Consider the following 25970-nt stretch of genomic DNA (forward strand, 5'->3'; position numbering starts at 1 on the left):
TAGCGTCGGATGTGCCGTAAGGCGTGAGGTCCGGTGCGCGGTCGGGGGAGCGCGAGCCGGACCTCCTCTTGTTTCTGTGTGCCGGACTCTCGGTTCTGTCGCTGTTCGCGCGAATGGGATACCCTGCGCCGGGTGAGCACTGACAACAGCCCCACGCTGAAGAAGCGAATCGTCGCCGCGTGGAGTCTCTGGAGCTGGGGGAATGCAACGGTGAGCGCGCTGATGGTCACCTTCGTCTTCGGCACCTATATCGCCGACGGCGTGGGCACCGGTGGCGATGGCACGCGCTATCTCTCGACCGCATATACGATCTCGGGCATCATCATCGCCCTGACGGCCCCCGTGATCGGACAGCGTGCCGACAGGGCGGGTCGCCGCAAGCTGTGGCTCACGGTGAACACGCTGGCCGTTGTCGTCCTCACCGCGGCATGCTTCTTCGTCAAGCCCGAGCCGGGATACCTGCTGCTGGGCGTGACGCTGATGGCGGCCATGACGTTGTTCGATGAGTTCGGCAACCTGAACTACAACGCGATGATCGCCGACATCACCGACCACAAGCGCATGGGGCGTGTCTCGGGAATCGGCTGGGGCGCCGGCTATCTCGGCGGAATCGTGATCCTGGCGATCTCGTACTTTGGTCTCGTCGCGGGTGATGGCCCCTACCTGTTCGGGTTGACGAGCGACGAATCGATCAACATTCGTATGGTGGCTGTTCTCGGCGCCGCATGGTTCCTGATCTTCGCGCTGCCTCTGTTGTTCACGAAGATCACGACGGCCGATCAGGAGAACACCCAGCAACGCGTGTCGATTCTGGAGTCGTATAGACGGCTTCTGCGCGTGCTCGTCGGGCTCTGGCGTGAAGACAGGAACACCTTCTGGTTCCTCGTGTCGTCCGCGATCTACCGCGACGGACTGTCGGCCGTTTTCACCTACGGCGCGATTCTGGGCGTGGCGGTCTACGGCTTCGCGCCGGCGGACATTCTGCTGTTCGGAATCGCGGCAAACGTTGTCGCCGCGATCGGAGCGATCATCGGAGGGTTTTTCGACGACTGGATCGGTCCGCGGCAGGTGATTGTGACGTGCGTTGCCTTCTTGATCGTGATCGCCTTCGCGCTGTTCCCCCTGGACGTCGAGCGCGAAATTCTCGGCATCACGGTCACGCCAACGGGCGCTTTCTGGGTGTTCGGGTTGATGCTGTGCTTGTTCGTGGGGCCGGCTCAGGCATCGTCGCGTGCCTTCCTCGGGCGGCTGGCGCCGCCGGCGCGTGCGGCTGAGCTGTTCGGCCTGTACGCGACAACCGGACGAAGCGTAGGCTTCCTCACCTCCGCGGTGATCGCGATTCTCCTGGGCTCGGAGGCGACAACCGAGGACGGGGCCGACAAGGCGATTATCGTGGCGATCGTGATCATCCTGGGGCTCGGCCTCGCATCGCTCGCCCTCGTGAAAAACCCGACGGGTCCCGCGCGGATGCGGGAGCACTCGCTGAAGGAGTGATCTGCTCCCGCATCGGGCATGATCGACGGGTGATGACATCCTCTGTGCGCGCGACGCGGCGCGCGCGAATCGCCGTCTCGGCCCTGTTCCTGACCAACGGCGCGATCTTCGCCAGCCTCGTGCCGCGGTACCCCGAGATCAAGGCGGCTCTGGAGCTCAGCAACACCGTCTACGGCATTCTCATCGCCCTGAATCCCGTGGGTGCGATGCTCGCGGGTGTTCTGGCGGCGGCGCTGATTCGCCTGTTCGGATCGGCGCGCGTTGCGGTGTTCACCAGTGTGGGACTGGGGGTCGGCATCCTGGGCGCCGCTCTCTCGCCATCGATCGCACTTCTGGCGATGTCGTTTCTGTTCGCGGGCGCGATGGATGCGATCACCGATGTGGCACAGAACGCCCACGGTCTGCGCGTCCAGCGCCGCTCGGGGCGCACGATCATCAATTCGCTGCACGCCATCTGGTCGGCGGGAGCCGTCACGGGCGGCGCCATTGCGGCGGGGGCGATTGCCATCGGGCTGCCGCTCGGCGTGCACATTGCGATCACCTCCGGTCTCTTCGCGGGCGTCGCGCTGCTGTGTCTGCGGTGGCTCCTTCCCGGCCCCGATCAGGAGTCCTCCTCTGCTCCCGGGGCGCCGTCTGGAGGGGCGGACGATGTCGAGGCGCCGCGCAGCTCGCTCGTCGCGCGCATCGTCGCGCGGGGCGCGATCGGGAGGGGGCTCATCGTTGGCGCTCTTGTGCTGGTTGCCATCGGCGGCGGGATGGTGGAGGACATCGCGTTCTCGTGGGCGGCCCTGTATATCGGCGGCCTCGGGGCTTCTGCCGCGGTGGCGGCAAGTGGGTTCATCGGCCTCGTCGCGGCGCAGTTCATTGGCCGCCTCGTCAGCGATCGCCTGACGGATCTCTTCGGAGCGCGCGCCGTGACGCTCACCGCGGGGCTCATGATCGCGGGTGGCATCGGGCTGGCAATCGCGGTTCCCACCGTGCCGGGGGCGATTATCGGATTCGCGCTGGCCGGTTTCGGAAGCGCGCCAACGATTCCGCTTGCGATGCAGGAGGCGGATCGGATCCCCGGGCTGCGCGAGGGCACGGGGCTGACGATCGTGACCTGGCTGATGCGCGTGGCCTTCTTGCTGTCGCCGCCGGTGATCGGGGCGATCGCCGATGCGGCCTCTCTTCGCGCGGGACTCGGTGTGACGGTGGCGGGTGGCGTTCTCGTGATCGTGCTCTCGTGGGTGCTCCCACGTAAGCGGGATACGCCGTCGTCCGCGGCGGAAAACTGAACCTGAGTCGACCTCTATCAAGTTTTTTGACAGATTGAAAACGTCGGCGTATCATTGAGCCATCGCGACTCAAGTCTCGCGAGCAGTCTTCTCAGACATCGGATCCCGAAGAAACGGAGCATCAACATGGCACGTGCTGTGGGTATCGACCTCGGAACCACCAACTCGGTCGTCTCAGTCCTCGAAGGTGGCGAGCCGAAGGTCATCGCCAACGCCGAGGGCATGCGCACGACCCCGTCGGTCGTCGCGTTCGCAAAGGATGGCGAGGTGCTCGTCGGTGAAACCGCCAAGCGCCAGGCCGTCACCAACGTCGACAACACGATCGCATCCGTCAAGCGACACATGGGCACCGACTGGACGTTCCCCGTCGACGGCAAGAAGTACACGGCGCAGGAGCTCTCCGCTCGCATCCTCCAGAAGCTCAAGCGCGACGCTGAGCAGTACCTCGGCGACACCGTGACCGACGCCGTCATCACGGTTCCCGCGTACTTCAACGACGCCGAGCGTCAGGCCACCAAGGAAGCCGGTGAGATTGCGGGCCTCAACGTGCTCCGTATCGTCAACGAGCCGACCGCGGCAGCTCTCGCCTATGGCCTCGACAAGGGTCAGGAAGACGAGCTCATCCTCGTCTTCGACCTGGGTGGCGGAACGTTCGATGTCTCCCTCCTCGAGGTGGGCAAGGACGATGACTTCTCGACGATCCAGGTGCGCGCCACGTCCGGCGACAACCGCCTCGGCGGCGACGACTGGGACCAGCGCGTTGTCGACTACCTCGCCGACCAGTTCAAGAAGGTCTCGGGCGTTGACGTCTCGAACGACAAGATCGCCCTCCAGCGCCTGAAGGAAGCGGCCGAGCAGGCGAAGAAGGAGCTCTCCAGCTCCATGTCGACCACGGTCAACCTTCCCTACCTCTCGCTCACCGACCAGGGCCCCGCATCGCTCAGCGAGACCCTCACGCGGGCAAAGTTCGAGGAGCTCACCAAGGACCTGCTCGAGCGCACCAAGAAGCCCTTCGACGACGTCATCCGCGAGGCGGGCGTGAAGCTCTCCGAGATCGCGCACGTCGTTCTCGTCGGCGGTTCCACGCGTATGCCGGCTGTGAGCGAGTTCGTTCAGAAGCAGACCGGCAAGGAGCCCAACAAGGGCGTGAACCCGGACGAGGTCGTCGCCGTTGGCGCCGCCCTGCAGGCCGGTGTCCTCAAGGGCGAGCGCAAGGACGTTCTCCTCATCGATGTCACGCCCCTTTCTCTCGGAATCGAGACCAAGGGCGGCATCATGACGAAGCTCATCGAGCGCAACACCGCCATCCCCACCAAGCGCAGCGAGACCTTCACCACGGCCGAGGACAACCAGCCCTCCGTCGCCATTCAGGTCTTCCAGGGCGAGCGTGAGTTCACCCGCGACAACAAGCCGCTCGGCACCTTCGAGCTCACGGGCATCGCTCCCGCGCCCCGCGGCCTGCCGCAGGTCGAGGTCACCTTCGACATCGACGCCAACGGCATCGTGCACGTGTCTGCAAAGGACAAGGGCACGGGCAAGGAGCAGTCGATGACGATCACGGGCGGTTCGTCGCTCGACAAGGACGACATCGATCGCATGGTGCGCGAGGCCGAAGAGCACGCGGCAGAAGACAAGAAGCGCCGCGAGGCAGCCGACACCCGCAACCAGGCCGAGACGCTTGCGTACTCCGTCGACAAGCTGATCACCGAGAACGATGAGAAGCTGCCGGCCGAGGTCAAGGAAGCCGTCAAGGCAGACGTTGACGCGCTCAAGACGGCTCTCGCCGGTGACGACGACGACGCGGTCAAGGCCGCTGTCGACACCCTCAACGAGAGCCAGACCAAGCTGGGCGAGGCGCTGTACGCGCAGGCTCAGCAGGAGGCTCCCGCCGAGGACGCCCCCGCTGGCGACACGGAGAGCGATGAAGACGTCGTCGACGCCGAGGTCGTCGAAGACGAGGACGAGAAGAAGTAATGCCGGACACGGACCCGAACGAGCCACAGGGCGAAGACGAGGTCCAGCCGGACGCCACCGCGGGGGCGGAAGACGCCCCCGCGGAGGCCACACCGGCTGGCGAGGACAGCGACGGCCTCACGGTCGACGACATCCTCGACGCCGAGCAGACGGAAGAAGCCGTCGAACACGACAAGAGCGACTACGAAACGCAGCTGCTGCAGGACCTCAAGCGCCTGCAGGCCGAGTATGCGAACTACCGTCGCCGCACACAGGAGCAGCGCCAGGTAGAAATCGAGCGGGCAAAGGGTGAGGTCGCCAAGGGCATGCTTCCCGTGCTCGATGACCTCGCGCGCGCTCAGCAGCACGGCGATCTGGAGGAAGGTTCTCCCTTCGCCCTCGTCGCGGAGAAAATGCGCGGACTCGCCGAGCGCACGGGCCTCGTTGCCTATGGCGAGGCGGGCGATGTTTTCGATCCGCAGCAGCACGAAGCCGTTGTTCAGCTGCCGACACCAGGCGCGGTGGAATCCACCGTGCTCGAGGTTGTCGAGGTGGGCTACCGCCTCGGCGACGTCGAACTGCGACCGGCAAAGGTCGTTGTCTCCGCCCCCGCGGAGTAACTCATCCGTGACGGGGCGGTCGTTCTGACCGCCCCGTCCCGTTTTTAAGAAGAGGGACCCGATGGCCAATCAGGACTGGTTCGACAAGGACTTTTACCAGATACTCGGCGTCGCCCAGAACGCGTCGGACGCAGAGCTGAAGAAGGTTTACCGAAAGCTCGCGCGGAAGTACCACCCCGACTCCAACCAGGGTGACGCCGCTGCTGAGGCGCGCTTCAAAGACATCAGCGAGGCATACTCGGTGCTCAGTGACCCCGAGCAGCGTCGTGAATACGACGAGATCCGCGCCATGGGTTCCGGCGCGCGCTTTTCCGCCGGTGGTGCGGGCGGGGGCGGCTTCGAAGATGTCTTCAGCCGCTTTCAGCAGCGCGGTCACGCTCCGGACTTCGACGACATCTTCTCGATGTTCAACGGCGCAACGGGCGGCGGAGGCCGCCGCGCCGGCTTCGGCGGGCCGGGCTTCGGCGGACCGCAGAAGGGCCAGGACGTTCGCGCGCGCACAACGATCGACTTCCTCACGGCGGCCAACGGCGACACCATCACGCTCAAGGGCGAAGACGGGAAGCCCTTTAAGGTCAAGGTGCCCGCCGGTGTCGCAGACGGCCAGAAGATTCGTCTGCGGGGCCGCGGCCGCCCCTCGCCCAACGGCGGAGAGCCCGGCGATGTCGTCGTCGAGGTTGCCGTGCGGCCGCACCGCGTTTTCTCGCGCGACGGCCTGAACCTGCGCGTCACCGTTCCCGTCACGTTCACCGAGGCCGTGCTCGGCGCCACGATCGAGGTGCCAACGCTGGACGGAACGCGCGTCAAGTTGCGCGTTGCCCCGGGAACGCCATCTGGCCGCGTTCTGCGCGTGAAGGGACGCGGCATCGAAACCACAAAGGGCAAGGGCGACCTCCTCGCCGAGGTGCACGTGGCCGTTCCCGACCACGTGACGGACGCCCAGCGTGAGGCGCTCGAACGCTACGCCGCGGTGGAACCGAACGAGGATCCGCGGGCCAGCCTGTTCTGAACGCGTTGACCGCGTGAGCGCCCGAATGCCGTGACGAATGGGAGGTGATCCTAATGCAGCTACCCGAGGGGGTATCCCCGACCGACCCGATCTTCCCGATCGCGGCGGCGAGTGAGCTGGCCGGAATGCACCCGCAGACCCTGCGGCAGTACGACCGCATCGGGCTCGTCGTCCCCGGCCGCACGCGCGGGGGGTCACGGCGATACTCGGCGTACAACATCGTGCAATTGCAGGAGGTCGCGAAGCTCTCCGCCGAGGGCGTCCCCCTCGCGGTGATCCAGCGAATGATCGACCTCGAAAACGAGGTGCAGCATTTGCGCGACAGGGTGCGTGATCTGACCCAGGAACTCCGGGAAGAGCGCGAGACGCGTCCAGGAGCGCGGGTGTTCGCGACCAATGCGACCGGCGGTGTTGTCACGCTCACGGGAACAACACGCATTCGGCGTCAGACCGACGTCGTGCTCTGGCGCCCGCCCCGCGGCTGACGTTCTGCCGCGGCGTTCGGGGGCGACGACGAGACCTGTGTGACCGCTGACGTTTGCTCTCGAATCGAGCTCGACATCGACGCGAGTTGGTGTTTATGGCGGGGGAAAGGGCAGGATGGCGCCATGGCACCCTCCATCTGGCGTGAGCTCGGAGAAAAAACCGATGTGTGGCCCGGACGAAACTGGCCACTCGGATCCTCGTGGACCCCGGAGTCGACGAACTTCGCGGTGTACGCGCCTGACGCCACCGGGATGTGGCTGTGCTTCTTCGATGAGGACGGCGCGGAGACACGCTATCCGCTGACCGAACACAGCCTCGGCGTGTGGCACGGAGCTGTTCCCGATATTCAACCGGGAACACTGTACGGCTACCGCGCGGCGGGACCGTGGGACCCCGGGCAGGGCCTGCGGTTCAACTTCGAGAAGCTGATGCTCGACCCCTACGCCCTCGCCACGTCGGGGACCATCACACCTGATCAGCCTCTGCACGCCTACGTCTGGGGAGATCCCGGCACGCAGGACCTGCAGGATTCCGCTCCGTACCAGGCGCGCAGCGTTGTCATCGATCCGTCCTACGACTGGGGTGACGATCAACATCCGCGACGCGCGTGGCGCGATACGGTCATCTACGAACTGCACGTGAAGGGCTTTACGAAGCTGCACGATCGCGTTCCGGAGGAACACCGCGGAACCTATTCGGGACTCGCGCACCCCCACGTTCTGCACTACCTCCAGGACCTGGGCGTGACGGCGGTCGAGCTTCTCCCCGTCCATCAGTTCTTCACGGAGCCGGCCATTGCCGAGCGCGGCCTCGTGAACTATTGGGGGTACAACACAGCGGGATTTTTCTCGCCGCACAACGCGTACTCCTCGCGCGGCGATACCGGCGGACAGGTAACCGAGTTCAAGGACATGGTCCGCGCGTTCCATTCGGCGGGGATCGAGGTGATCCTCGACGTGGTCTATAACCACACGGCGGAGGGCGGCGCCCTCGGCCCGTCAATCTCGTTCCGTGGTCTCGATGATCGCGGCTGGTACAAACGCGTTCCCACCGATGGCGGCTTCGACGACACGTACTGGGATGTCACAGGCTGCGGGAACACCGTCAACGCCTCCGAGCCGATGACGCTGCGACTGATTCTGGACTCGCTGCGCTACTGGGTGACCGAGATGCACGTTGACGGGTTTCGCTTCGACCTCACGAGCGCGCTGACGAGAACGGGCCACGACGTGGACATGGCGTGCGCGTTCTTGACCGCGGTCGATCAGGATCCTGTTCTTCGGCACGTGAAGCTCATCGCCGAGCCGTGGGATCTGTCGATGGATGGCTATCTCGTTGGCCAGATGCCGGCACCGTGGACGGAGTGGAACGACAAGTATCGCGGAACGATCCGCGACTTCTGGCGTGGGCACGGCGATATTCGCACGGTCGCGACGCGGCTCGCCGGTTCGTCGGACCTGTACCGCTACGACGGGCGCTGGTCGTTCGCCGGCGTGAACTTCATCACGGCCCACGACGGGTTTACCGTGCGCGATCTCGTGAGTTATGAGACCAAACACAACGAGGCCAACCTCGAAGGCAATCGCGACGGAACGAATGACAACCGCTCCGCGAACTACGGCGTCGAAGGTGAAACTGACGACGAAGAGATCATCGCCGTCCGCCGGCGTCAGGCGGCCAACCTCATGGCGACACTGGCGTTGTCGAACGGTGTTCCGATGATCACCGCCGGTGATGAGCGGGGCCGCACCCAGGGGGGCAACAACAACGCCTACTGCCAGGACAATGAGATCAGCTGGGTCGACTGGACCGGTGACGATGCCTGGCTGGACGTGTACGACAACACGCGTCGCGCCCTGCAGCTGCGGCGCGACCATCCCGCACTCCGGCAGCGCCACTGGTTCGACGGATCTCCGACAGTCAAGGGGGGACCAGACGACCTCGTGTGGCTGCATCCCGACGGACGGCGGATGACGGAGGCCGACTGGGCGGATGCGGGGCAGCGCACGTTCGGCATCTTCCTCTCGGGCGGGCCGCTTCGCGCCCCGGGGCCGCGAGGCGATCAGGTGATCGACAACTCCTTCGTCATGTGGTTCAACGCGGCCGATGCCGAGGTCACCGTGTCCTCGCCGGTGGAGGAGTTCATCTCGCGCGCCGAGGTGGTGCTGTCAACGGACGACGACATCGCTCTTGGCGACTGCGTCTCTGTCGGGGCAGAAACGACCCTCGGCCCGCGCACCGTCGTTGTGCTGCGTTCCCTCGAGTAGACCGGGACTTCTACCCGTGCGGCCACGCGGCCAGCGCCGCGCCGATGCTGCGGGCGGTGGCCGCGGGCACCTGCTCGACGAGCTCGAACGATGGCTCCGGGCGGCCCTTTGCCGCGCCGGGCCACGACCTGACCAGCTCGCCGCGATCGAAGGCAGCGCGTACATCGGCGATCGACGTTCCCGGTCGCGAGCGGAGGGCGATGGCCCGCAGAACGGCGGGAAGGTCCTGTCCCTGCAGGGCAACGGACCGGTCGACAACCTGCGCCGGCGTCAGGTCTGAGCCGCCGAGCAGGTGATTCGACCAGCGCGCCCGGAGCGCTTCGGTGGTGGAGAGCGTTCGCATGCCGCCAGAGTACGGCGCGCGGGGCGCGTGGGGGAGGGAAGACAGCGTTCATATTCGCGCCGCTGAATATATCTCTCTGTGAACGAGATGTTAACGAGATCTGATCTCCCTTCCTGCGGGGTGATCACAGTGACTACGTTGGGGTCATGGTTGGTCGAATCCCGGTCGTTGATGTACATCCTCTCGTTCACGACGGGGCGCGCCCTGCAAAGGCGACCGAGGGTGAGGCCCAGCCCATTCGCGCGACAATATTCCGCGAAGGGCACGATCTGCTCGGCGCCGAGGTTGTCCTGATCGGCCCGGATGGGCGGCGGCATCAACCCGCGCGCATGGAAGAGATCACACCGGGACTTGATCGATACGAGGCGTGGGTCACGCCCGATTCCCCCGGGGAATGGTCGTTCGAAATCCACGCTTTCGGGGACCCCCTGATGACGTGGCGCCACGCGGCAGAGATCAAGATTCGCGCCGGAATCGATGTTGATCTGATGTTCGCTGAGGGGCAGCTGCTGCTCACCCGCCTCAAAAAAACTCACCGTCCTCGCACAGTGCGTCACACCGGACCCCTTAAGGCGGCGCTGGCCGCGGTGACAGACACCACACGCACGCCGGAAGATCGCCTCGAGACGCTCCTGAGCGACGAGGTGCTGATGCTGTTCCGCGAGCGCCCGCTGCGGGACCCGCTCACGGTGGCCGGGCCGTTTCCGCTGTTCGCCGACCGGCGCCGCGCCCTCGTCGGCAGCTGGTACGAGTTCTTCCCCCGCAGCGAGGGGGCAACGGTCGACCCCGAAACGGGCGCCGTCACGAGCGGGAGTTTCCGCACGGCGATCGCGAGCCTGGACCGAGTTGCTCAGATGGGCTTCGATGTTCTGTATCTGCCGCCCATTCACCCGATCGGCGAGATCAACCGAAAGGGTCGAAACAACACCCTCGATCCGGGGCCCGACGATGTGGGGGTGCCGTGGGCAATCGGCTCGCGTTTCGGCGGCCACGATGCGATCCACCCGGACCTGGGGAACGAAGACGACTTCGCGGCGTTCGTGAAGGCGGCGAAGGATCGCGGCATCGAGGTGGCGCTGGACTTCGCCCTGCAGGCGGCTCCCGATCACCCGTGGGTAACAGAACACCCGGAGTTCTTCACGACGCGCGCCGACGGGTCCATTGCCTACGCCGAGAACCCCCCGAAGAAGTACCAGGACATCTACCCGATCAACTTCGACAACGATCCGGCCGGAATCGATGCGGAGGCCGAGCGAATCCTGCGGCACTGGATGGACCGCGGGGTGCGGATCTTCCGCGTCGACAACCCGCACACGAAGGCGCTCGACTTCTGGGAACGAGTTCTTGACCGCATCCGTGCAACCGACCCCGATGTGCTGTTCCTCAGCGAGGCGTTTACGCGCCCGGCGCGCATGCACGGTCTCGGCGCCGTCGGTTTCCACCAGTCGTATACGTACTTCACGTGGCGGACGAAGAAGGAACAGATCGAGCAGTATCTGCGTGAGGTGTCGAACGAGTCCGATCACCTCATGCGTCCGGCTTTTTGGCCGAACACCCCCGACATCCTGCACGAGTTCCTGCAGTACGGTGGCCCCGCCGCTTTCCGGTTACGGGCGGTCCTGGCGGCAACGGGCTCTCCGACATGGGGCATGTACGCCGGCTATGAGCTGTGCGAACACGTGGCCGTGCGTCCGGGATCCGAAGAATATCTCGACAGCGAGAAGTACCAGATTCGCGTCCGTGACTGGGACGGGCTGTTTGACGAGGGCCGAACGATTGCCCCCTTCATCGCGCGCCTGAACGAGGTGCGTCGCGAGGTTCCCGCGCTGCAGACCCTCCGCGGTCTGCGTGTGCACTGGTCGGACGACGATCACATCCTCGTGTTCTCCAAGGGGCATGGCGAGGACGCGGTGATCGTCGTCATCAACCTCGATCCGCACGGGGCGCGGGCGACAACGGTTCATATCGATTGGAAGGCCATTGGCCTGCCATCGACCTTCGCCGTTCATGAACACCTTTCGGGCGCCGATTGGACATGGGGCGAACACAACTGGGTGCGGCTTGATCCCGCAGAGAACGTCGCGCACATACTGACGGTGAAGGGAACCGAATGACATCAGAGGCCTCGCCACTTACCTCGGCGATTCCGGTTATCTCCGACGCGCAGTTCCCCGATACGCCGGGAGCCGGAGCGGAACCCGAGTGGTTCAAAACCGCGGTCTTTTACGAGGTGCTCGTGCGGTCTTTCCGCGACGGCAACGGCGACGGCCAGGGTGATTTCCGTGGTCTCACGGAACGCCTCGATTATTTGCAGTGGCTCGGCATCGATTGTGTGTGGCTTCCGCCGTTCTTCCCCTCGCCGTTGCGCGACGGTGGATACGACGTGAGCGATTTCACGGGTGTGCACTCGCTGATGGGCGAGGTGGACGATGTCACGACGTTTATCGCCGCTGCCCACGACCGGGGCATTCGCGTGATCATCGACTTCGTCGTCAATCACACCAGCGATGAGCACCCCTGGTTTCAGGAGTCCCGCCGCGATCCGGACGGACCCTACGGCGAGTTCTACGTGTGGAGCGACACGAACGAGAAATACGAAGACGCGCGCATCATTTTCGTCGACTCAGAGCCGAGCAACTGGACATGGGATCCCGTGCGCGGACAGTACTTCTGGCACCGTTTCTTCCACCACCAGCCCGATCTGAACTACGACAACCCAGCGGTTCATGACGCGGTTCTCGATGCGATGCGATTCTGGCTCGACCGGGGGCTCGATGGGTTCCGGCTCGACGCGGTTCCCTATCTGTACGAGCGTGAGGGAACAAACGGCGAGAACCTGCCCGAGACGCACGCCTTCCTCCGCAAGGTGCGGCGCATCGTCGACACGGAGTACCCTGGCCGGGTTCTTCTGGCCGAGGCGAACCAATGGCCGGCGGATGTCGTCGACTATTTCGGCGATCCGGCAACGGGCGGCGACGAGTGCCACATGTGCTTCCACTTCCCCGTGATGCCGCGAATCTTCATGGCGGTTCGTCGCGAGTCGCGTTTTCCGCTGAGCGATATCCTCGCGCAGACCCCGCCGATTCCGTCCGGGTGCCAGTGGGGGATCTTCCTCCGCAACCACGACGAGCTGACGCTCGAGATGGTCACGGAGGAAGACCGCGACTACATGTGGAAGGAGTACGCGAAAGATCCGCGGATGAAGGCCAACATCGGCATTCGCCGCAGGCTTGCGCCTCTCCTGGACAACGACATTGACCAGATCGAGCTGTTCACAGCGTTGCTGCTGAGCCTGCCGGGATCGCCCGTTTTGTACTACGGCGACGAGATCGGCATGGGCGACAACATCTGGTTGGGTGATCGCGACGGCGTTCGCACCCCCATGCAGTGGTCGGGAGACCGCAACGCGGGCTTCTCCAGCGCGAACCCAGGCAAGCTCGCCCTTCCCGTCGTCCAAGATGCGATTTACGGATACCCGTCCGTCAACGTTGAGGCGCAGCAGGAAGATCGGTCCAGCCTGTTGCACTGGACACGGCAGATGATCGCCGCTCGCCGTCGTCACACGGCGTTCGGGCTGGGAGGATTTTCCGATCTCGGTGGGTCCAACCCGTCCGTTTTCTCGTTTTCGCGTGAGCACGCACGGGCAGACGGCACCAGCGAGATCGTGCTGTGCGTCAACAACCTGTCGCAGTTCCCCCAGCCCGTTGAACTTGACCTTCGCCGGTTCGAGGGGCTGGTCCCCGTTGAGGTCATCGGCGGTGTTCCTTTTCCCGCGATCGGGGAGCTGCCCTATCTGCTCACGCTCGGCGGGCATGCGTTCCTGTGGTTCCGACTGCAATCGCCCGCGGGCGAGAACGATGGTGGGGTGCTGTGATGATGCCGCTGCCGACCCCGAGTGCGCTGGAGGCCTATCTGGTGCGGACGCGGTGGTTCGGCGGCAAGGGCCGCCCGTTCCACGTGATGGGCGTGCGGCCGTTGGCACGGTCGCTCGCCACGGAAGATGCGATCTGGAGGGGCAGAAGCGACGACGAGACCGCCGGCCCTGACGTTGTCGTTCTGATCGTCGATGTTGCGTACGAAGATGATCAGGGCGGGGCCGAGTCGTACCAGGTGCCGATTTCCACCTACTCCGTGTCGCAGCCGCGCATCGATCACGCGCTTGTCGGGGTTTTCGACGATGTCTGGGCGTACGACGCCGTGCACGACCGTGATGCGATGGCGCTGTGGCTGAAGACCTTTTGCCGGGGAACGCAAGAGGAGCCGTTCGAATCGGATGGGATGCGATTCCACCGCCTCGACGTTTCCGGCGTCCAACTCGACGCCGACGCACCGTCATCGCCGCTGACGGTGGAACAGAGCAATTCTTCTGTGCGCTTCGGGGAGCAGACGATCATGAAGCTGTTCCGCCATGTACAGACAGGGGTGAACCCCGATATCGAGATTGCCGCCGAGCTCACGCGCGCGGGAAGTGAGAACGTCGCCGATCTGTACGGCTGGATCGAGGGCGAGTTTGACGGGGCCGTTGTGCAACTGGGGATGCTGCAGCGCTTCTTGCGGGCCTCGACCGACGGTTTTGACCTCGCGCTCGCCAGTGTGCGCTCGGTTCTTGCTGATCCATCGCTGCATCCGGCCACATACGCCGCGGAGGCGCGAGAGCTAGCGAAGGCGATCGCGCGCATTCACCTCGTGCTCCGCGAACGTTTCGATCAGACCGTGCTGGGCACGGACGCCACTCTGGCCCTGGCGAACGGGATGCGTGAACGGCTCGACGCCGCCATTCTCGTTGTTCCTCAGCTGGATGCGCATGCGCCGCGACTGCGTGCGCTGTTCGATCGCGTCGCGGGGTTGAACAGCCTCGCGGTGCAGAGGGTCCACGGCGACCTTCACCTCGGCCAAGCCCTGCGTACCCCCGACGGGTGGCGGATCGTCGACTTCGAGGGCGAGCCGTCGAAGCCGCTGGAGGAGAGGCGACGTCTCGACTCGCCCTGGCGCGATGTTGCCGGCCTGATCCGCTCGTTCGACTACGCCCCCGCCGTCGTGCAGATGTCATCCACCGAACCGAATGATGACGGCCGGAGCAGGCAGTCCGATGCGTGGGCGCACACAGCGCGAGGCGTGTTCATCCAGGCATACGCCGAAGAACTGGGAACGGGTGGGCTCACGGAGGACGAGGCGATCCTGTTGGACGCGTACATCGCCGACAAGGCCGTGTACGAGACTGTGTATGAAACGAGGAGTCGACCAGCATGGGTGTCGATTCCGATGACGGCGATTTCTCGACTGGGTCGCGCGGAGGAAACGGCATGACGATTGGCGCAGCTCCCATTCCGGACGACGTTCTGGCGATGATCGCCGAGGGACGCCATGGTGATCCTCACGTTGTTCTCGGCGGGCACCCCTATGACGGGGGCGTCACAGTGCGCGTGCTGAAGCCGCTTGCCGACGCCGTCGTGGTGCGTTTCTCGGGCGGCGATGTTTCCCTCGTCCACGAGGCGCACGGCATTTGGGTGGGGGTTCTTCCCGTCCCTGAGGTGCCGGACTACCGCGTGGTGGTGAACTACGCGGATGGTGTCGCCCACGAGCTGGACGACCCGTACCGCTTCCTGCCGACGGTGAGTGATCTTGATCTGTACCTGTTCGGTGAGGGGCGACACGAGGAGCTCTGGCGGGCGCTCGGCGCACGCACGATGACGATCGGTGAGGTGTCGGGGACGGCGTTCGCCGTGTGGGCACCCAACGCACGGGCCGTGCGCCTGAAGTCCGAGAGCAACGGCTGGGACGGTCGCGAGCACCCGATGCGTCAGCTGGGCACCTCCGGTGTCTGGGAGCTGTTCGTTCCCGGAATCGGCATGGGTGCGCACTACAAGTACGCGATTCTGTCGGCGGCCGGAGAGTGGCTCGAACGCGCCGACCCGATGGCATCGTGGGCCGAGGTTCCCCCCGCAACAGCCAGTCGGGTTCACACCTCGTCCTATGTGTGGGGTGACGAAGCCTGGCTGGTGCGGCGCGCCAAGAAACAGGCCATTCACGAGCCCATGTCGATCTATGAGGTGCATCTCGGATCGTGGCGGCGCGGGCTCTCCTACGAGCAGCTTGCCGACCAGCTCGTCGCCCACGTGCGCGAGACCGGCTTCACCCACGTCGAGCTGATGCCCGTGATGCAGCACCCGTTCGGCGGATCGTGGGGCTACCACGTCACGGGGTACTACGCACCGGACAGCCGCTTCGGTGATCCCGATGGCCTGCGTTTGTTGATCGACCGCCTGCATCAGGCGGACATCGGCGTGATCCTGGACTGGGTGCCCGGTCACTTCGCCACTGATGAGTGGGCACTTGCGCGATTCGACGGAGAACCGCTCTACGAAGATCCCAATCCTCAGCGCGGCTGGCACAAGGAGTGGGGATCGCACATCTTCAACTTCGGCCGGCACGAGGTGCGGAACTTCCTCGTGGCCAACGCGCTGCACTGGCTGGAAGAGTTCCATGCCGATGGTCTGCGCGTTGACGGTGTCGCGTCGATGCTCTATCTCGATTACTCCCGTGAGGACGGCGAGTGGTCGCCCAATGCCTACGGAGGGCGCGAGAACCTGGAGGCGGTCGCGCTGTTGCAGGAGCTCACGGCAACGGCGTACCGGAGAAATCCCGGAACGACGATCATCGCCGAGGAGTCAACGGCGTGGCCGGGGGTCACAAAGCCGACCGACCACGGGGGGCTCGGATTCGGCTTCAAATGGAACATGGGCTGGATGCACGACACGCTTGAATACGTGTCGCATGACCCCATCCACCGCTCCTATCACCACCATGAGATGACGTTCGCGGCCATGTACGGGTGGAGCGAGAACTACGTTCTGCCGCTCTCCCACGACGAGGTTGTTCACGGCAAGGGATCGATCCTCAGCAAGGTTCCGGGCGACAGATGGCGACAGCTGGCAACCGCCCGCGCCCTGTACGGGTTCATGTGGGCGTTCCCCGGCAAACAGCTGCTGTTCATGGGAAGCGAGTTTGCGCAGGAGTCCGAGTGGGCCGAGTCCCGCGAACTCGACTGGTGGCTTCTCGATCTACCGGACCATCGCGGTGTGCTGAGCGCGTTGAGCGATCTCAACGCCCGCTACCGGGAAACGCCGGCGCTATGGGCCTGGGAGGACGACCCGCGCACCTTCTCATGGATTGACGGCGACGCCGCCGGGCACAATGTTTTCTCGTTTGTGCGCCGGTCCTCCGACAGCGACGACGCATCGCAACTGGTTTGCGTGTCGAACTTTGCGGCGATGCCGCACCACGGTTTCCGACTGGGACTGCCGCACACGGGCGTTTGGGAAGAGATCGTCAACACCGACGCCACGCAGTACGCCGGGAGCGGTGTTGGGAACCTCGGCCGTATCGAGGCCGTCGCGGGTGAGCACAATGGGCAGCCGGCCCGCGCCGACATCTCGATTCCGCCGCTGGCCACGGTGTGGTTCCGGGCGCGCGGATAGGAGCCCGCCGTACGCTGGGTTCATGACGTCCCATCTGCAGGCCGATGCCGACACCGCCTCCTGGGTTCCGCTTCGGGGATCCGGATTCGGAGGCGGTCGCCATCGTCGCGCCGCGATTCGTATGCTGCTGTCCACGGCGGGGCTCGCCCAGGGCCAGCCCGGATCGGGAGTGATGAATTTCATCGCCAACCGGGCGATCAAGGCGGGGCTGCGCCATGCAGACGGGCGGTTCTTGGCGTGGTCGTGGAAAAGCGATCCCAGCGCGCTCGCGGTCCTCGCTCAGGCGCAGACACTCACCCCGCAGATGCGCGTGATGCGGGCATCGTTGCCGATCGAATATGACGACACCGAGTCGTTCTCGAACCCGCACCTCGGGGTGGGGGAGAAGCTGGTGATGGACATGCCGTCGTCGGTGGGCGGACAGCCCGCCCGTCCGCCGTTTGCGACCTACACATGGGATACGGGTGATCAGCTCATCACGTTGCACGCGGTCAGCATGGACCGCGAGCGTTTTCTGACATTCATTCCCGCTCTTGATGAACTGGCACGAACTCTGCGCTGGGTGGAGGATCTCGAGATGGGCGAGTCGAACGTTTTGCGGCTTCCTCCGGCGTGATCGCAGACCAACGGCGGCGCGGGCTTTCAGGCGTCGCCGGTAGGGTTTCTTCGTGACCAGCAGCTCGATCGACCGTGCCGAATCGCTTATCGCCGCCACCCCGGACTACCCCGAACCGGGGGTGACGTTCCGTGACCTGTCGCCGCTTTTCGCCGATGGTGACGCGATGAAGGCGGTGTGCGAGGAGCTGATTGCTCCGTTCGTGGGAACGTTCGACATCGTCGGAGGGATCGAGGCGCGCGGCTTCCTTCTCGCCGGGTACATCGCTGCCACAACGGGAACGGGCATGCTTTCGATCCGCAAGGCGGGCAAGCTTCCCAAGCCGGCCGCGGCGGTCTCGTACGCGCTGGAGTACGGAACGGCGACGATCGAGGCGCCGGGCGTTCTGACGGCGGGAGAGCGTGTCCTTCTCGTTGACGATGTTCTCGCAACGGGCGGAACCATCGCGGCCGCGCGCCAGCTGATTTCCGACCTCGGTGCCGAAACCGTGGGCGCCGCCGCGATTCTCGAGCTGGATGGTCTGGACGGTCGCGATCACGCGGGCCCCGTCCATACCCTCTTCCACGCGCCGGCCTGATACCTCGCCTACCTCGGCGGGGCGAGCGCGGCGGGATCGGCGAGGAGCGGAGCGAACGCGAGCTCCGCGGGCGCGAGAAGCATGAGGCGGGAGCGCATGTGTGCTCGTTCGAGGCGCACGGCCCGCCCGTCTGCCCCGACGGGATCAACGCGAACGGCCTGCGCGAGGCGCTCCCGGCTGGTCGCGAGGAGGACGCCCAGATAACCGGAGAGCACAACCGCTTCCGGGGCGAACGCGTTGACGAAGTTCGTCAGCGCGAGTGACAAAACGTCGACCTGTCGTTCGAGCTCCGCGCGCACGGCGGGGTCGCGCGTGAGACCGAGCTCGATGTCGAGCTCGTCCTCGTCGAGTCGGCGGCGGCCAAGGAGGTTCAGCAGACGCGCTGGATTGACCTCGGTCTCGAGGCATCCGCGCCGACCGCATGCGCATCGTCGTCCGCGGGGATCGACCACCGTGTGCCCCAGCTCGCCCGCGAAGCCGGAGGTACCGCGCAGGAGAGCCCCGTCGAAGATCAGACCCCCGCCGATTCCGTGCACGGAGCCACCGAGATACAGCAGGTTGTTGGTGCCGCGGCCGACGCCGAAGCGAGCTTCCGCCATGGCCCCGACGCTCGCATCGTTTCCGGCCGTGACCTGCACGCCGAGGGAGTTCTCGAGGCGGGACGCGATTGACTCGCGTTTCCAGCCGAGCGGCGGTGCGATCAGCACCGTGCCCATCTCGTCCACCAGGCCGGGAACGGCGAGGCCGGCCCCGACGAGTCGGTAGTGCCGATCGATGTCTGCCCGCATTCCGTCCACAACCGACGTGGCGATGTGGACGAAGCGGCGCGGGCTTGGCGGACTCGAGAGGTCGTGGCGGACGCGTGAATGCACGGCACCGCCCAGGCCGACGAGAGCGACCGAGATGGCGTCGGGTTCGGCGCGAATGCTGAGGCCGACGACGGAGTCTTCGGCGGCCACGCCCAGAGAGGGGCGCCCGACGCGACCGGTCGGAGCGGTCTCCGCCTCGCGCGCGAGCCCGAGGTCAAGGAGCTCATTCACGAGCGCCGTCACGGTCGAGCGGTTGAGTCCTGTTTCGGTGCCGATGCTCGATCGAGACAGGGGGCCGTCGACGCGGGCGAGGCGGAGAACGGCCGACAGGTTCTGTTGGCGGACCTCCTCGTTGGTCGTGCGTGACCCCATCGTCCGGGGGGCTGCGCCAGACCACAGCGCGGGAGCGCGGTTTTTTGTGGTCTCGTTCTCAGGCATGAGTATCAACGCTACCCATCATGACTCGGCCGTCAGGTAGCGCATGAGGAGGTCTTGGGTCGCGTCGGCACGATCCACCTCGGCGGTGATTCTGCCGCCGCGGAATGCGTAGATGCGATCGGACAGCCCGATCACTTCGGGCAGTTCCGAGGAGATCACGATGATCGCTCGTCCCTGTGCGGCGAGCTCGTTGATGATTCCGTAGATCTCGTACTTTGCGCCCACGTCGATTCCCCGGGTGGGTTCGTCGAGGATCAGCACGTCGGGATTGGTGAACATCCACTTCGACAGGACGACCTTCTGCTGATTGCCGCCGGAGAGGTCTCCGGTGATGGCGGCGACATTCGGTGTTTTGATGTTCAGTTTGTATCGGTAGGCGTCGGCGACCTTGTGCTCGCGGAAATGATCGACGATGCCGGCGTGCGACAGTCGCGTGATCGCGGCGGCCGAGACGTTCGCCTGAATATCGCCGATGAGATTGAGCCCGAACTGGCGGCGATCTTCTGTTGCGTAGGCGATTCCGTGCTCGATCGCCTGCGAGACGCTGCGCAGATCGATGCGCTCACCGCGCTTGTATGCGGTTCCGCTGATGGCGGAGCCGGCGGAGCGCCCGAAGATACTCATCGCCAGCGCGGTTCGCCCGGAGCCCATGAGCCCGGCGAGCCCGATGATTTCTCCCGCTCGAACAGACAGACTGACGTCGTCCACGACGGTGCGACGGCGGTCGGCAGAGTGGTGAACGGTCCAGTTCTCGACCCGGAACACCTCTTCGCCGATGTCCGGTTCGCGCGGTGGGAAGAGGCTGTCGAGATCTCGTCCGACCATCGCCCGAATGATGTGGTTCTCGTCGGTTTCGGGGTTGTCCGCGCGCATCGTCTCGATTGTCGTGCCATCGCGGAGCACCGTGATCGTGTCGGCGATGCGGAGCACCTCGCGCAACTTGTGGGAGATCACGATGCACGTGATGCCCTGTGAGCGCAGTTGTTCGATGATCGCCAGGAGGCGCTCGGAATCGCTATCGGTCAGGGCGGCCGTGGGCTCGTCGAGGATGAGGAGACGAACGTTTTTCGCCAGTGCCCGTGCGATGGCGATCAGCTGTTGCCCGCCGATGCCGAGCTCGCCCACGGGGGTCAGGGGGTTCTCGTCGAGCCCAACGCGTGCGAGCAGCTCGGCGGCGCGCAGGGCGGTCTGTTCCCAGTCGATGAGGCCGCCGCGCGTGATCTCGTTTCCGAGATGGATGTTCTCTGCGATGGACAGCTGAGGGACAAGGGCGAGTTCTTGGTGGATGACGACGATGCCCTCTGCTTCGCTTTCGCGGAGCGATCGGAAGAGCACATCGCGTCCGTCGAAGCGGATGGTTCCGTCGAAAGAACCGGCCGGGTGCACGCCGCTGAGGACGTTCATCAGCGTTGACTTTCCGGCGCCGTTTTCGCCGCAGATGGCGTGAACTTCACCGGCGCGAACGTCGAGGGAGACATTCGACAGCGCTGCCACGCCGGGGAAGCGCATGGTGATGTCCACCGCGCTGAGGATGTGGTCAGACATGGGGAGCGTTCTGCGTTCCTCTCTGAATCGCAGGAGCACGAACCGTGGCGATCGGGTGGTGTGCGGGCACCGCTGAGACTCACCAAACGGCGTCGATGTGGTCAACGTACGTTACCGGAAAGTAATTTGTCCATAGGGTCGGCAATATGTATGGTTGCCTCCAGCGGTTCGGCACATCAGGCACTCCGCCTTCTGCGAACAGAGTTGTCGCAGGGGTGCAGAGGGCCACGTGTGACTCGAGTGCGATGGGTGCCACCGCTTCCACCAAGGCGTTCCTGCGTGTCGCAGGAGCGGCCCCCTTTCAATGAAGAGAGACAGCAATGAAGCGCACAGCTCTGCGACCGATCGCCCTCACCGGCGCCGCGGTCCTCGCACTCGGCCTGACCGCGTGCTCCACCGACTCCCCCGAAACAGGCGATGCGGGCAACGGCGGTGCCGATGTTCAGGAGATGACCGTCGGCGTTGCCATGCCCACCGAAACCTCCGAGCGCTGGATCGCCGATGGCGAGGCCGTTGAATCGCAGCTCGAAGCAGCCGGATACGACGTCGACCTGCAGTTCGCTGGCGATGACATCTCGACGCAGCAGCAGCAGATCGAGCAGATGATCACGAACGGCGCGGACATCCTGATCGTCGCCTCGATCGATGGAACGGCCCTTGCGAGCCAGCTCGAAGCGGCATCCGACCGCGGCATCCCCGTCATCGCCTACGACCGCCTCATCAACGGCACCGAGGCTGTCGACTTCTACGTGACGTTCGACAACTACGAGGTGGGTGTGCAGCAGGCACAGTCGCTTCTGCGCGGCCTCGGCTACCTCGACGAGAGCTACCAGGACACGGGCCTGGAAGACGAGAAGATCATCGAGGTCTTCGCGGGATCACCCGACGACAACAACACGGGCTTTTTCTACGGTGGCGCGATGGACACCCTCGAGCCCTTCCTCGAGGACGGTCGCCTGACGATCGGCTCCGGCCAGCGCACACTGGACCAGGTGGCAACGCTGCGCTGGGACCAGGCAACGGCACAGCGCCGCATGGAAGACCTCCTCACCTCCACCTACAGCGGTGGTTCGGGTCAGCTCGACGGCGTTCTGTCTCCCTACGACGGCATCTCGCGCGGCATCATCACAGCCCTGCAGAACGCCGGCTACGGCGACTCGATCGAGAGCGGCCTTCCCGTCGTCTCCGGCCAGGACTCCGAGATCGCCTCGGTGAAGATGATTGCCGACGGCGTGCAGTTCGCGTCGATCTTCAAGGACACCCGCAAGCTGGCAACGCAGGCCGTTGAAGCCGCATCCTCCTACGCCGAGGCCCAGGAGCCGGAAGCGAACGACACCGAGACGTACGACAACGGCGTGAAGGTCGTTCCCTCGTACCTGCTCGAGTCCGACATCGTCGTTGCCGACAACATCGACAGCCTCCTTGTCGAGACCGGCTACTGGACCGAGTCCGAGGTCGCCTCGGGCCTCGCCGACTAACTCGGACCACCCCCTCGTAGATCACGTTCCGACACACGCGCGCGGCGGCTTCGCCGACGCCAGATCCGGCTCCGACGGAGCCGCCGCGCGGTGTGCCGCGTTCGAAAGGAGAGAGATGTCCAACGCGATTCTGGAGATGCGCGACATCACCAAGGACTTCCCCGGCGTCAAGGTGCTCAAGGGCGTCGGTCTCACGGTCGAGCGCGGCGAGATCCACGCCATTTGCGGCGAGAACGGCGCCGGAAAATCGACCCTCATGAAGGTGCTGTCCGGGGTGTACCCCTACGGCTCCTACGGCGGCCAGATCCTGTTCAACGGCGAGGAGATGAAGTTCCACTCCATCCCCGACTCCGAAGAACAGGGCATCGTCATCATCCACCAGGAGCTTGCCCTGGTGCCCCACCTCTCGGTCGCGGAGAACATCTTCCTCGGCAACGAACGCGCCAACAAGGCGGGGGTTGTCGACTGGCACCGCACGAATGCCGAGGCGCTGAAGCACATGGCGCGCGTGGGGCTCAATGAGAACCCCACAACGCCGGTCGGTCAGCTGGGTGTCGGCAAGCAGCAGCTCATCGAAATCGCCCGCGCGATGACGAAGAACGTCAAGCTGCTGATTCTTGACGAGCCGACCGCCGCCCTGAACGACAACGATTCCGAGCATCTGCTCGACCTCTTGCGGCAGCTGCGCGACGAGGGCATCACCTCGATCATCATCAGCCACAAGCTGGGCGAGATCGTCTCCGTCGCCGACAACACGACGATCATCCGTGACGGCGAGTCGATCGAGACGATCGATATGCACGGAGAAGACGCCACGCAGGACCGCATTATTCGCGGCATGGTCGGCCGTTCCCTCGACAACCGTTTCCCGGCGCGCGAGCCCGAGATCGGCGAAGAGATCTTCCGCATCGAGAACTGGTCGGTGTACCACCCCACGCAGGCGGGGCGCATCGTCGTCGACAACGCGTCGATCTCCGTGCGCGCCGGCGAAATCGTCGGTATCGCGGGCCTCATGGGCGCGGGACGCACCGAGTTCATGATGAGCGTTTTCGGCCGCTCCTACGGCCGCGACATTTCGGGCCGCGTGTTCCTGCGCGGTGAAGAGATCATGACGCGCACCGTGCAGCAGGCGATCGACAACCACATTGCCTATGTGTCGGAAGACCGGAAGCAGTACGGTCTCAACCTCGTCACGGACACCCGTACCAACATCACGGCCGCGTCTCTCAATAAGCTCAGCAACCGCGTGTCTCTGATCAACGGGAACGAGGAGATCCGGGTCAGCGAGGAATACCGTAAGGACCTGCGCATCAAGACCTCCTCCGTGATGCAGAACGTGGGGAACCTCTCCGGCGGAAACCAGCAGAAGGTTGTTCTGTCGAAGTGGCTGTACTCGGACCCCGAGGTGCTGATCCTCGACGAGCCGACACGAGGAATCGATGTCGGGGCCAAATACGAGATTTACGAGATCATCCACCGGCTCGCAGCGCAGGGGAAGGCGATCATCGTCGTCTCCAGTGAGTTGCCCGAGCTGCTGGGAATCAGCGATCGCATTTACACACTTGCCTACGGACGCATCACGGGCCAGATGCCCGCGTCCGAAGCGACTCAGGAGAATCTCATGGCGCTCATGACCATCGAGAACGACAAGAAGGGTGCCGCGGCATGACCAACGTGTTCGTCGAGGCGAAGGACTTGCTCACGCGCAACCTGCGCACCTCGGGAATTTACATCGCGTTCGTCGCGATCGTCGTGCTGTTCACGATCCTCACCGGCGGCACGCTGCTGGCGCCGGAGAACCTCACCAACCTGATCCTGCAGAACGCGCACATCCTCATCATGGCGCTCGGGATGCTCATGGTGATCGTGGCGGGACACATCGACCTTTCTGTCGGTTCGGTCCTCGCCTTTGCGTCGGCCGTGTCGGCTGTGCTCGTCATTCGCATGGGAATGCCGTGGTGGGTGGGTGTTCTCGCCGCCATTCTCACGGGCCTCATCGTTGGGGTCTGGCAGGGCTTCTGGGTCGCGGTCGTCGGCATTCCCGCCTTCATCGTGACGCTCGCGGGAATGCTGCTGTTCCGCGGTCTGACGTGGCTCGTTCTGGAGAACGTCTCGCTGTCGCCGTTCCCCCGCGAGTACCAGCAGGTCGCATCCGGCTTCCTCGACGGAACGCTGGGGTCGATACCGCTCGGACAAGGGCAGGGGCTTCTCGCGGTTCCGCAGACGCTCGACGTCTTCACCATGCTCATCGGTATCTTCGCCGTCGCTGGGTTCATCACCCTGCAGCTGCGGGACCGCCGCGCACGCGAGGCATACAACCAGCAGGTTGAGTCGATGCCGCTGTTCATCGCGAAGATCGTCGTCGTCAGCGCGGTCGTTCTGGCCTTCGCCTTCGCCCTCGCCTATAACCGTGGCTTCCCGATCGTGCTCATCATCCTCGGTGTGCTGATCATGGTGTACCAGATCATCACCAACCGCACGGTTTTCGGTCGTCGCGTCTACGCCGTCGGCGGAAACCTCGCCGCGGCCAAGCTCAGCGGTGTGAACGTCGTGAAGATGAACTTCTGGATCTTCGTCAACATGGGTCTGCTGACCGGTATTGCCGCTGCCGTGTTCTCGTCCCGGTCGAACGGAGCGCAGCCGAACATGGCCAACATGTTTGAGCTCGACGTGATTGCCGCCGTCTTCATCGGTGGAGCCTCCACCACCGGTGGTGTCGGCCGGATCACGGGTGCCCTCGTCGGTGGTCTCGTGATGGCCGTCATGTCAAATGGAATGTCGCTGATGGGCGTTCCGCAGTCGGCACAGCAGATCGTCAAGGGCCTCGTGCTGCTGCTGGCAGTCGCCTTCGACATCTACAACAAGCGCCGCGCCGGCGTGCGCTAAACCGCATCGCAACAAACAACCGCGCCGTGGGACATCGACTCAGATGCTCCACGGCGCGGTTGTTTGTTGTCAGGAGCCGGTGAGGTACGCCGTTGACAGGAACTCCGCGGAATCTCAACCCCCGAGCATGACTTTCTTGTGGCTGGCAGGATCGGTCTCACGCCGATCGAAGGAGTTCCGATGACACGTCAGACGTCCGTAGCACGTCAGATACTCGTTGCCGCGATCCTCCTTGCCGCCGTTGTGGCGATCGCCGCGGGCGGATCGCTTGCCACAACGCCGAACGTTGAGGGGTGGTACGCGGATGCCGTCAAGGCCCCGTGGAACCCGCCGACGTGGGTGTTCGGCCCCGCCTGGTCCGTCCTCTACCTCGCGATCGCGATCGCCGGTTTCCTGTTCTGGCGTTCCAACGACACCCCTGACGGCAGACGACGCTCGGTTCTCACGGTCTACGTGGTCCAGCTTTCGCTCAACGCCGCCTGGACGCCCATCTTCTTTGGCGGGTATCCGCTGATGGGCGAGATCGCGTGGTGGATTGCTGTTGGCGTGATCGTCGCCCTTGTCGCCTCGGTGATCTGGTTGATCGCGGCAGGACGGCGGGTCTCGCGCCTGGCGGCCTGGCTCCTGGTGCCGTATCTGCTGTGGCTGATCTTCGCCACGTCGCTCAACGCGGCAATTATCGTCCTGAACTGAT

General features: G+C 64.7%; 20 protein-coding genes. 17 read left to right on the forward strand and 3 right to left on the reverse strand.

The features are described from left to right. Positions 1-132 precede the first annotated feature (132 nt). The 7 genes from G6N81_RS09800 (at position 133) to glgX (ending at position 9106) form a co-directional block, all read left to right on the forward strand. Positions 133-1494, forward strand: coding sequence for an MFS transporter (locus tag G6N81_RS09800; protein ID WP_241244946.1), 1362 nt, complete (start codon positions 133-135; stop codon positions 1492-1494). Between the two features lie 32 nt (positions 1495-1526). Beyond that, on the forward strand, positions 1527-2771 hold the full coding sequence (locus tag G6N81_RS09805; protein WP_165137883.1) for an MFS transporter: 1245 nt from the start codon (positions 1527-1529) through the stop codon (positions 2769-2771). Between the two features lie 126 nt (positions 2772-2897). Further along, positions 2898-4745 (forward strand): molecular chaperone DnaK, encoded by a 1848-nt coding sequence (gene dnaK, locus G6N81_RS09810; RefSeq protein WP_165136234.1) that lies wholly within the window; start codon positions 2898-2900, stop codon positions 4743-4745. Then, a complete protein-coding gene (locus G6N81_RS09815; RefSeq protein ID WP_165136237.1) occupies positions 4745-5344 on the forward strand; it encodes a nucleotide exchange factor GrpE in 600 nt (199 codons plus the stop codon). The genes dnaK and G6N81_RS09815 overlap by 1 nt, the downstream gene beginning before the upstream one ends. A gap of 61 nt (positions 5345-5405) precedes the next feature. Beyond that, the gene (locus tag G6N81_RS09820; RefSeq protein WP_165136240.1) at positions 5406-6353 is read left to right on the forward strand and encodes a DnaJ C-terminal domain-containing protein; all 948 of its coding nucleotides are present in this window, start codon (positions 5406-5408) and stop codon (positions 6351-6353) included. A gap of 53 nt (positions 6354-6406) precedes the next feature. Next, positions 6407-6838, forward strand: a complete 432-nt coding sequence (locus G6N81_RS09825) for a heat shock protein transcriptional repressor HspR (RefSeq protein ID WP_165136243.1) — start codon at positions 6407-6409, stop codon at positions 6836-6838. A gap of 123 nt (positions 6839-6961) precedes the next feature. After that, positions 6962-9106, forward strand: a complete 2145-nt coding sequence (gene glgX / locus G6N81_RS09830; protein WP_165136246.1) for a glycogen debranching protein GlgX — start codon at positions 6962-6964, stop codon at positions 9104-9106. A gap of 10 nt (positions 9107-9116) precedes the next feature. On the opposite strand, the gene G6N81_RS09835 is transcribed toward glgX, so the two are convergent. Next, positions 9117-9449, reverse strand: a complete 333-nt coding sequence (locus G6N81_RS09835) for a hypothetical protein (protein ID WP_165136249.1) — start codon at positions 9447-9449, stop codon at positions 9117-9119. 146 nt (positions 9450-9595) lie between these two features. On the opposite strand from G6N81_RS09835, the gene G6N81_RS09840 reads away from it, so the two are divergent. The 6 genes from G6N81_RS09840 to G6N81_RS09865 are packed head-to-tail and all read left to right on the forward strand — an operon-like array spanning position 9596 to position 18120. Further along, positions 9596-11563: a maltotransferase domain-containing protein gene (locus tag G6N81_RS09840; RefSeq protein ID WP_165136252.1), complete on the forward strand. Its 1968-nt coding sequence runs from the start codon at positions 9596-9598 to the stop codon at positions 11561-11563. Beyond that, positions 11560-13323, forward strand: coding sequence for a maltose alpha-D-glucosyltransferase (gene treS / locus G6N81_RS09845; RefSeq protein WP_165136255.1), 1764 nt, complete (start codon positions 11560-11562; stop codon positions 13321-13323). Before G6N81_RS09840 ends, treS begins: the two co-directional genes overlap by 4 nt. Continuing rightward, a complete protein-coding gene (locus tag G6N81_RS09850) occupies positions 13323-14756 on the forward strand; it encodes a maltokinase N-terminal cap-like domain-containing protein (RefSeq protein WP_165137884.1) in 1434 nt (477 codons plus the stop codon). Before treS ends, G6N81_RS09850 begins: the two co-directional genes overlap by 1 nt. Beyond that, on the forward strand, positions 14696-16927 hold the full coding sequence (gene glgB / locus G6N81_RS09855; protein ID WP_206527869.1) for a 1,4-alpha-glucan branching protein GlgB: 2232 nt from the start codon (positions 14696-14698) through the stop codon (positions 16925-16927). The genes G6N81_RS09850 and glgB overlap by 61 nt, the downstream gene beginning before the upstream one ends. A gap of 22 nt (positions 16928-16949) precedes the next feature. Further along, positions 16950-17543 carry a hypothetical protein gene (locus tag G6N81_RS09860; protein ID WP_165136258.1) on the forward strand — a complete coding sequence of 198 codons (594 nt, stop codon included), beginning with the start codon at positions 16950-16952 and terminating at the stop codon, positions 17541-17543. A 52-nt stretch (positions 17544-17595) separates the two neighbouring features. Next, positions 17596-18120, forward strand: coding sequence for an adenine phosphoribosyltransferase (locus G6N81_RS09865; protein WP_165136261.1), 525 nt, complete (start codon positions 17596-17598; stop codon positions 18118-18120). An 8-nt stretch (positions 18121-18128) separates the two neighbouring features. Here G6N81_RS09865 and G6N81_RS09870 read toward each other — a convergent pair whose 3' ends face one another. Further along, entirely contained in the window at positions 18129-19367 is a 1239-nt protein-coding gene (locus G6N81_RS09870; protein WP_165136264.1) for an ROK family protein, read from the reverse strand. 18 nt (positions 19368-19385) lie between these two features. Beyond that, positions 19386-20912, reverse strand: coding sequence for an ATP-binding cassette domain-containing protein (locus G6N81_RS09875; protein WP_165136267.1), 1527 nt, complete (start codon positions 20910-20912; stop codon positions 19386-19388). Positions 20913-21232: 320 nt separating this feature from the next. Between G6N81_RS09875 and chvE the strand changes: the two genes are divergently transcribed. The 4 genes from chvE (at position 21233) to G6N81_RS09895 (ending at position 25969) form a co-directional block, all read left to right on the forward strand. After that, the gene (gene chvE / locus G6N81_RS09880; protein WP_165136270.1) at positions 21233-22390 is read left to right on the forward strand and encodes a multiple monosaccharide ABC transporter substrate-binding protein; all 1158 of its coding nucleotides are present in this window, start codon (positions 21233-21235) and stop codon (positions 22388-22390) included. Positions 22391-22505: 115 nt separating this feature from the next. Continuing rightward, positions 22506-24059, forward strand: a complete 1554-nt coding sequence (gene mmsA / locus G6N81_RS09885; RefSeq protein WP_165136273.1) for a multiple monosaccharide ABC transporter ATP-binding protein — start codon at positions 22506-22508, stop codon at positions 24057-24059. Beyond that, entirely contained in the window at positions 24056-25276 is a 1221-nt protein-coding gene (mmsB, locus tag G6N81_RS09890; RefSeq protein WP_165136276.1) for a multiple monosaccharide ABC transporter permease, read from the forward strand. The genes mmsA and mmsB overlap by 4 nt, the downstream gene beginning before the upstream one ends. A 180-nt stretch (positions 25277-25456) precedes the next feature. Next, positions 25457-25969: a TspO/MBR family protein gene (locus G6N81_RS09895; protein WP_165136279.1), complete on the forward strand. Its 513-nt coding sequence runs from the start codon at positions 25457-25459 to the stop codon at positions 25967-25969. Position 25970: the final 1 nt, after the last annotated feature.

The sequence above is a fragment of the Microbacterium amylolyticum genome (assembly GCF_011046975.1).
Classification (GTDB): domain Bacteria; phylum Actinomycetota; class Actinomycetes; order Actinomycetales; family Microbacteriaceae; genus Microbacterium; species Microbacterium amylolyticum.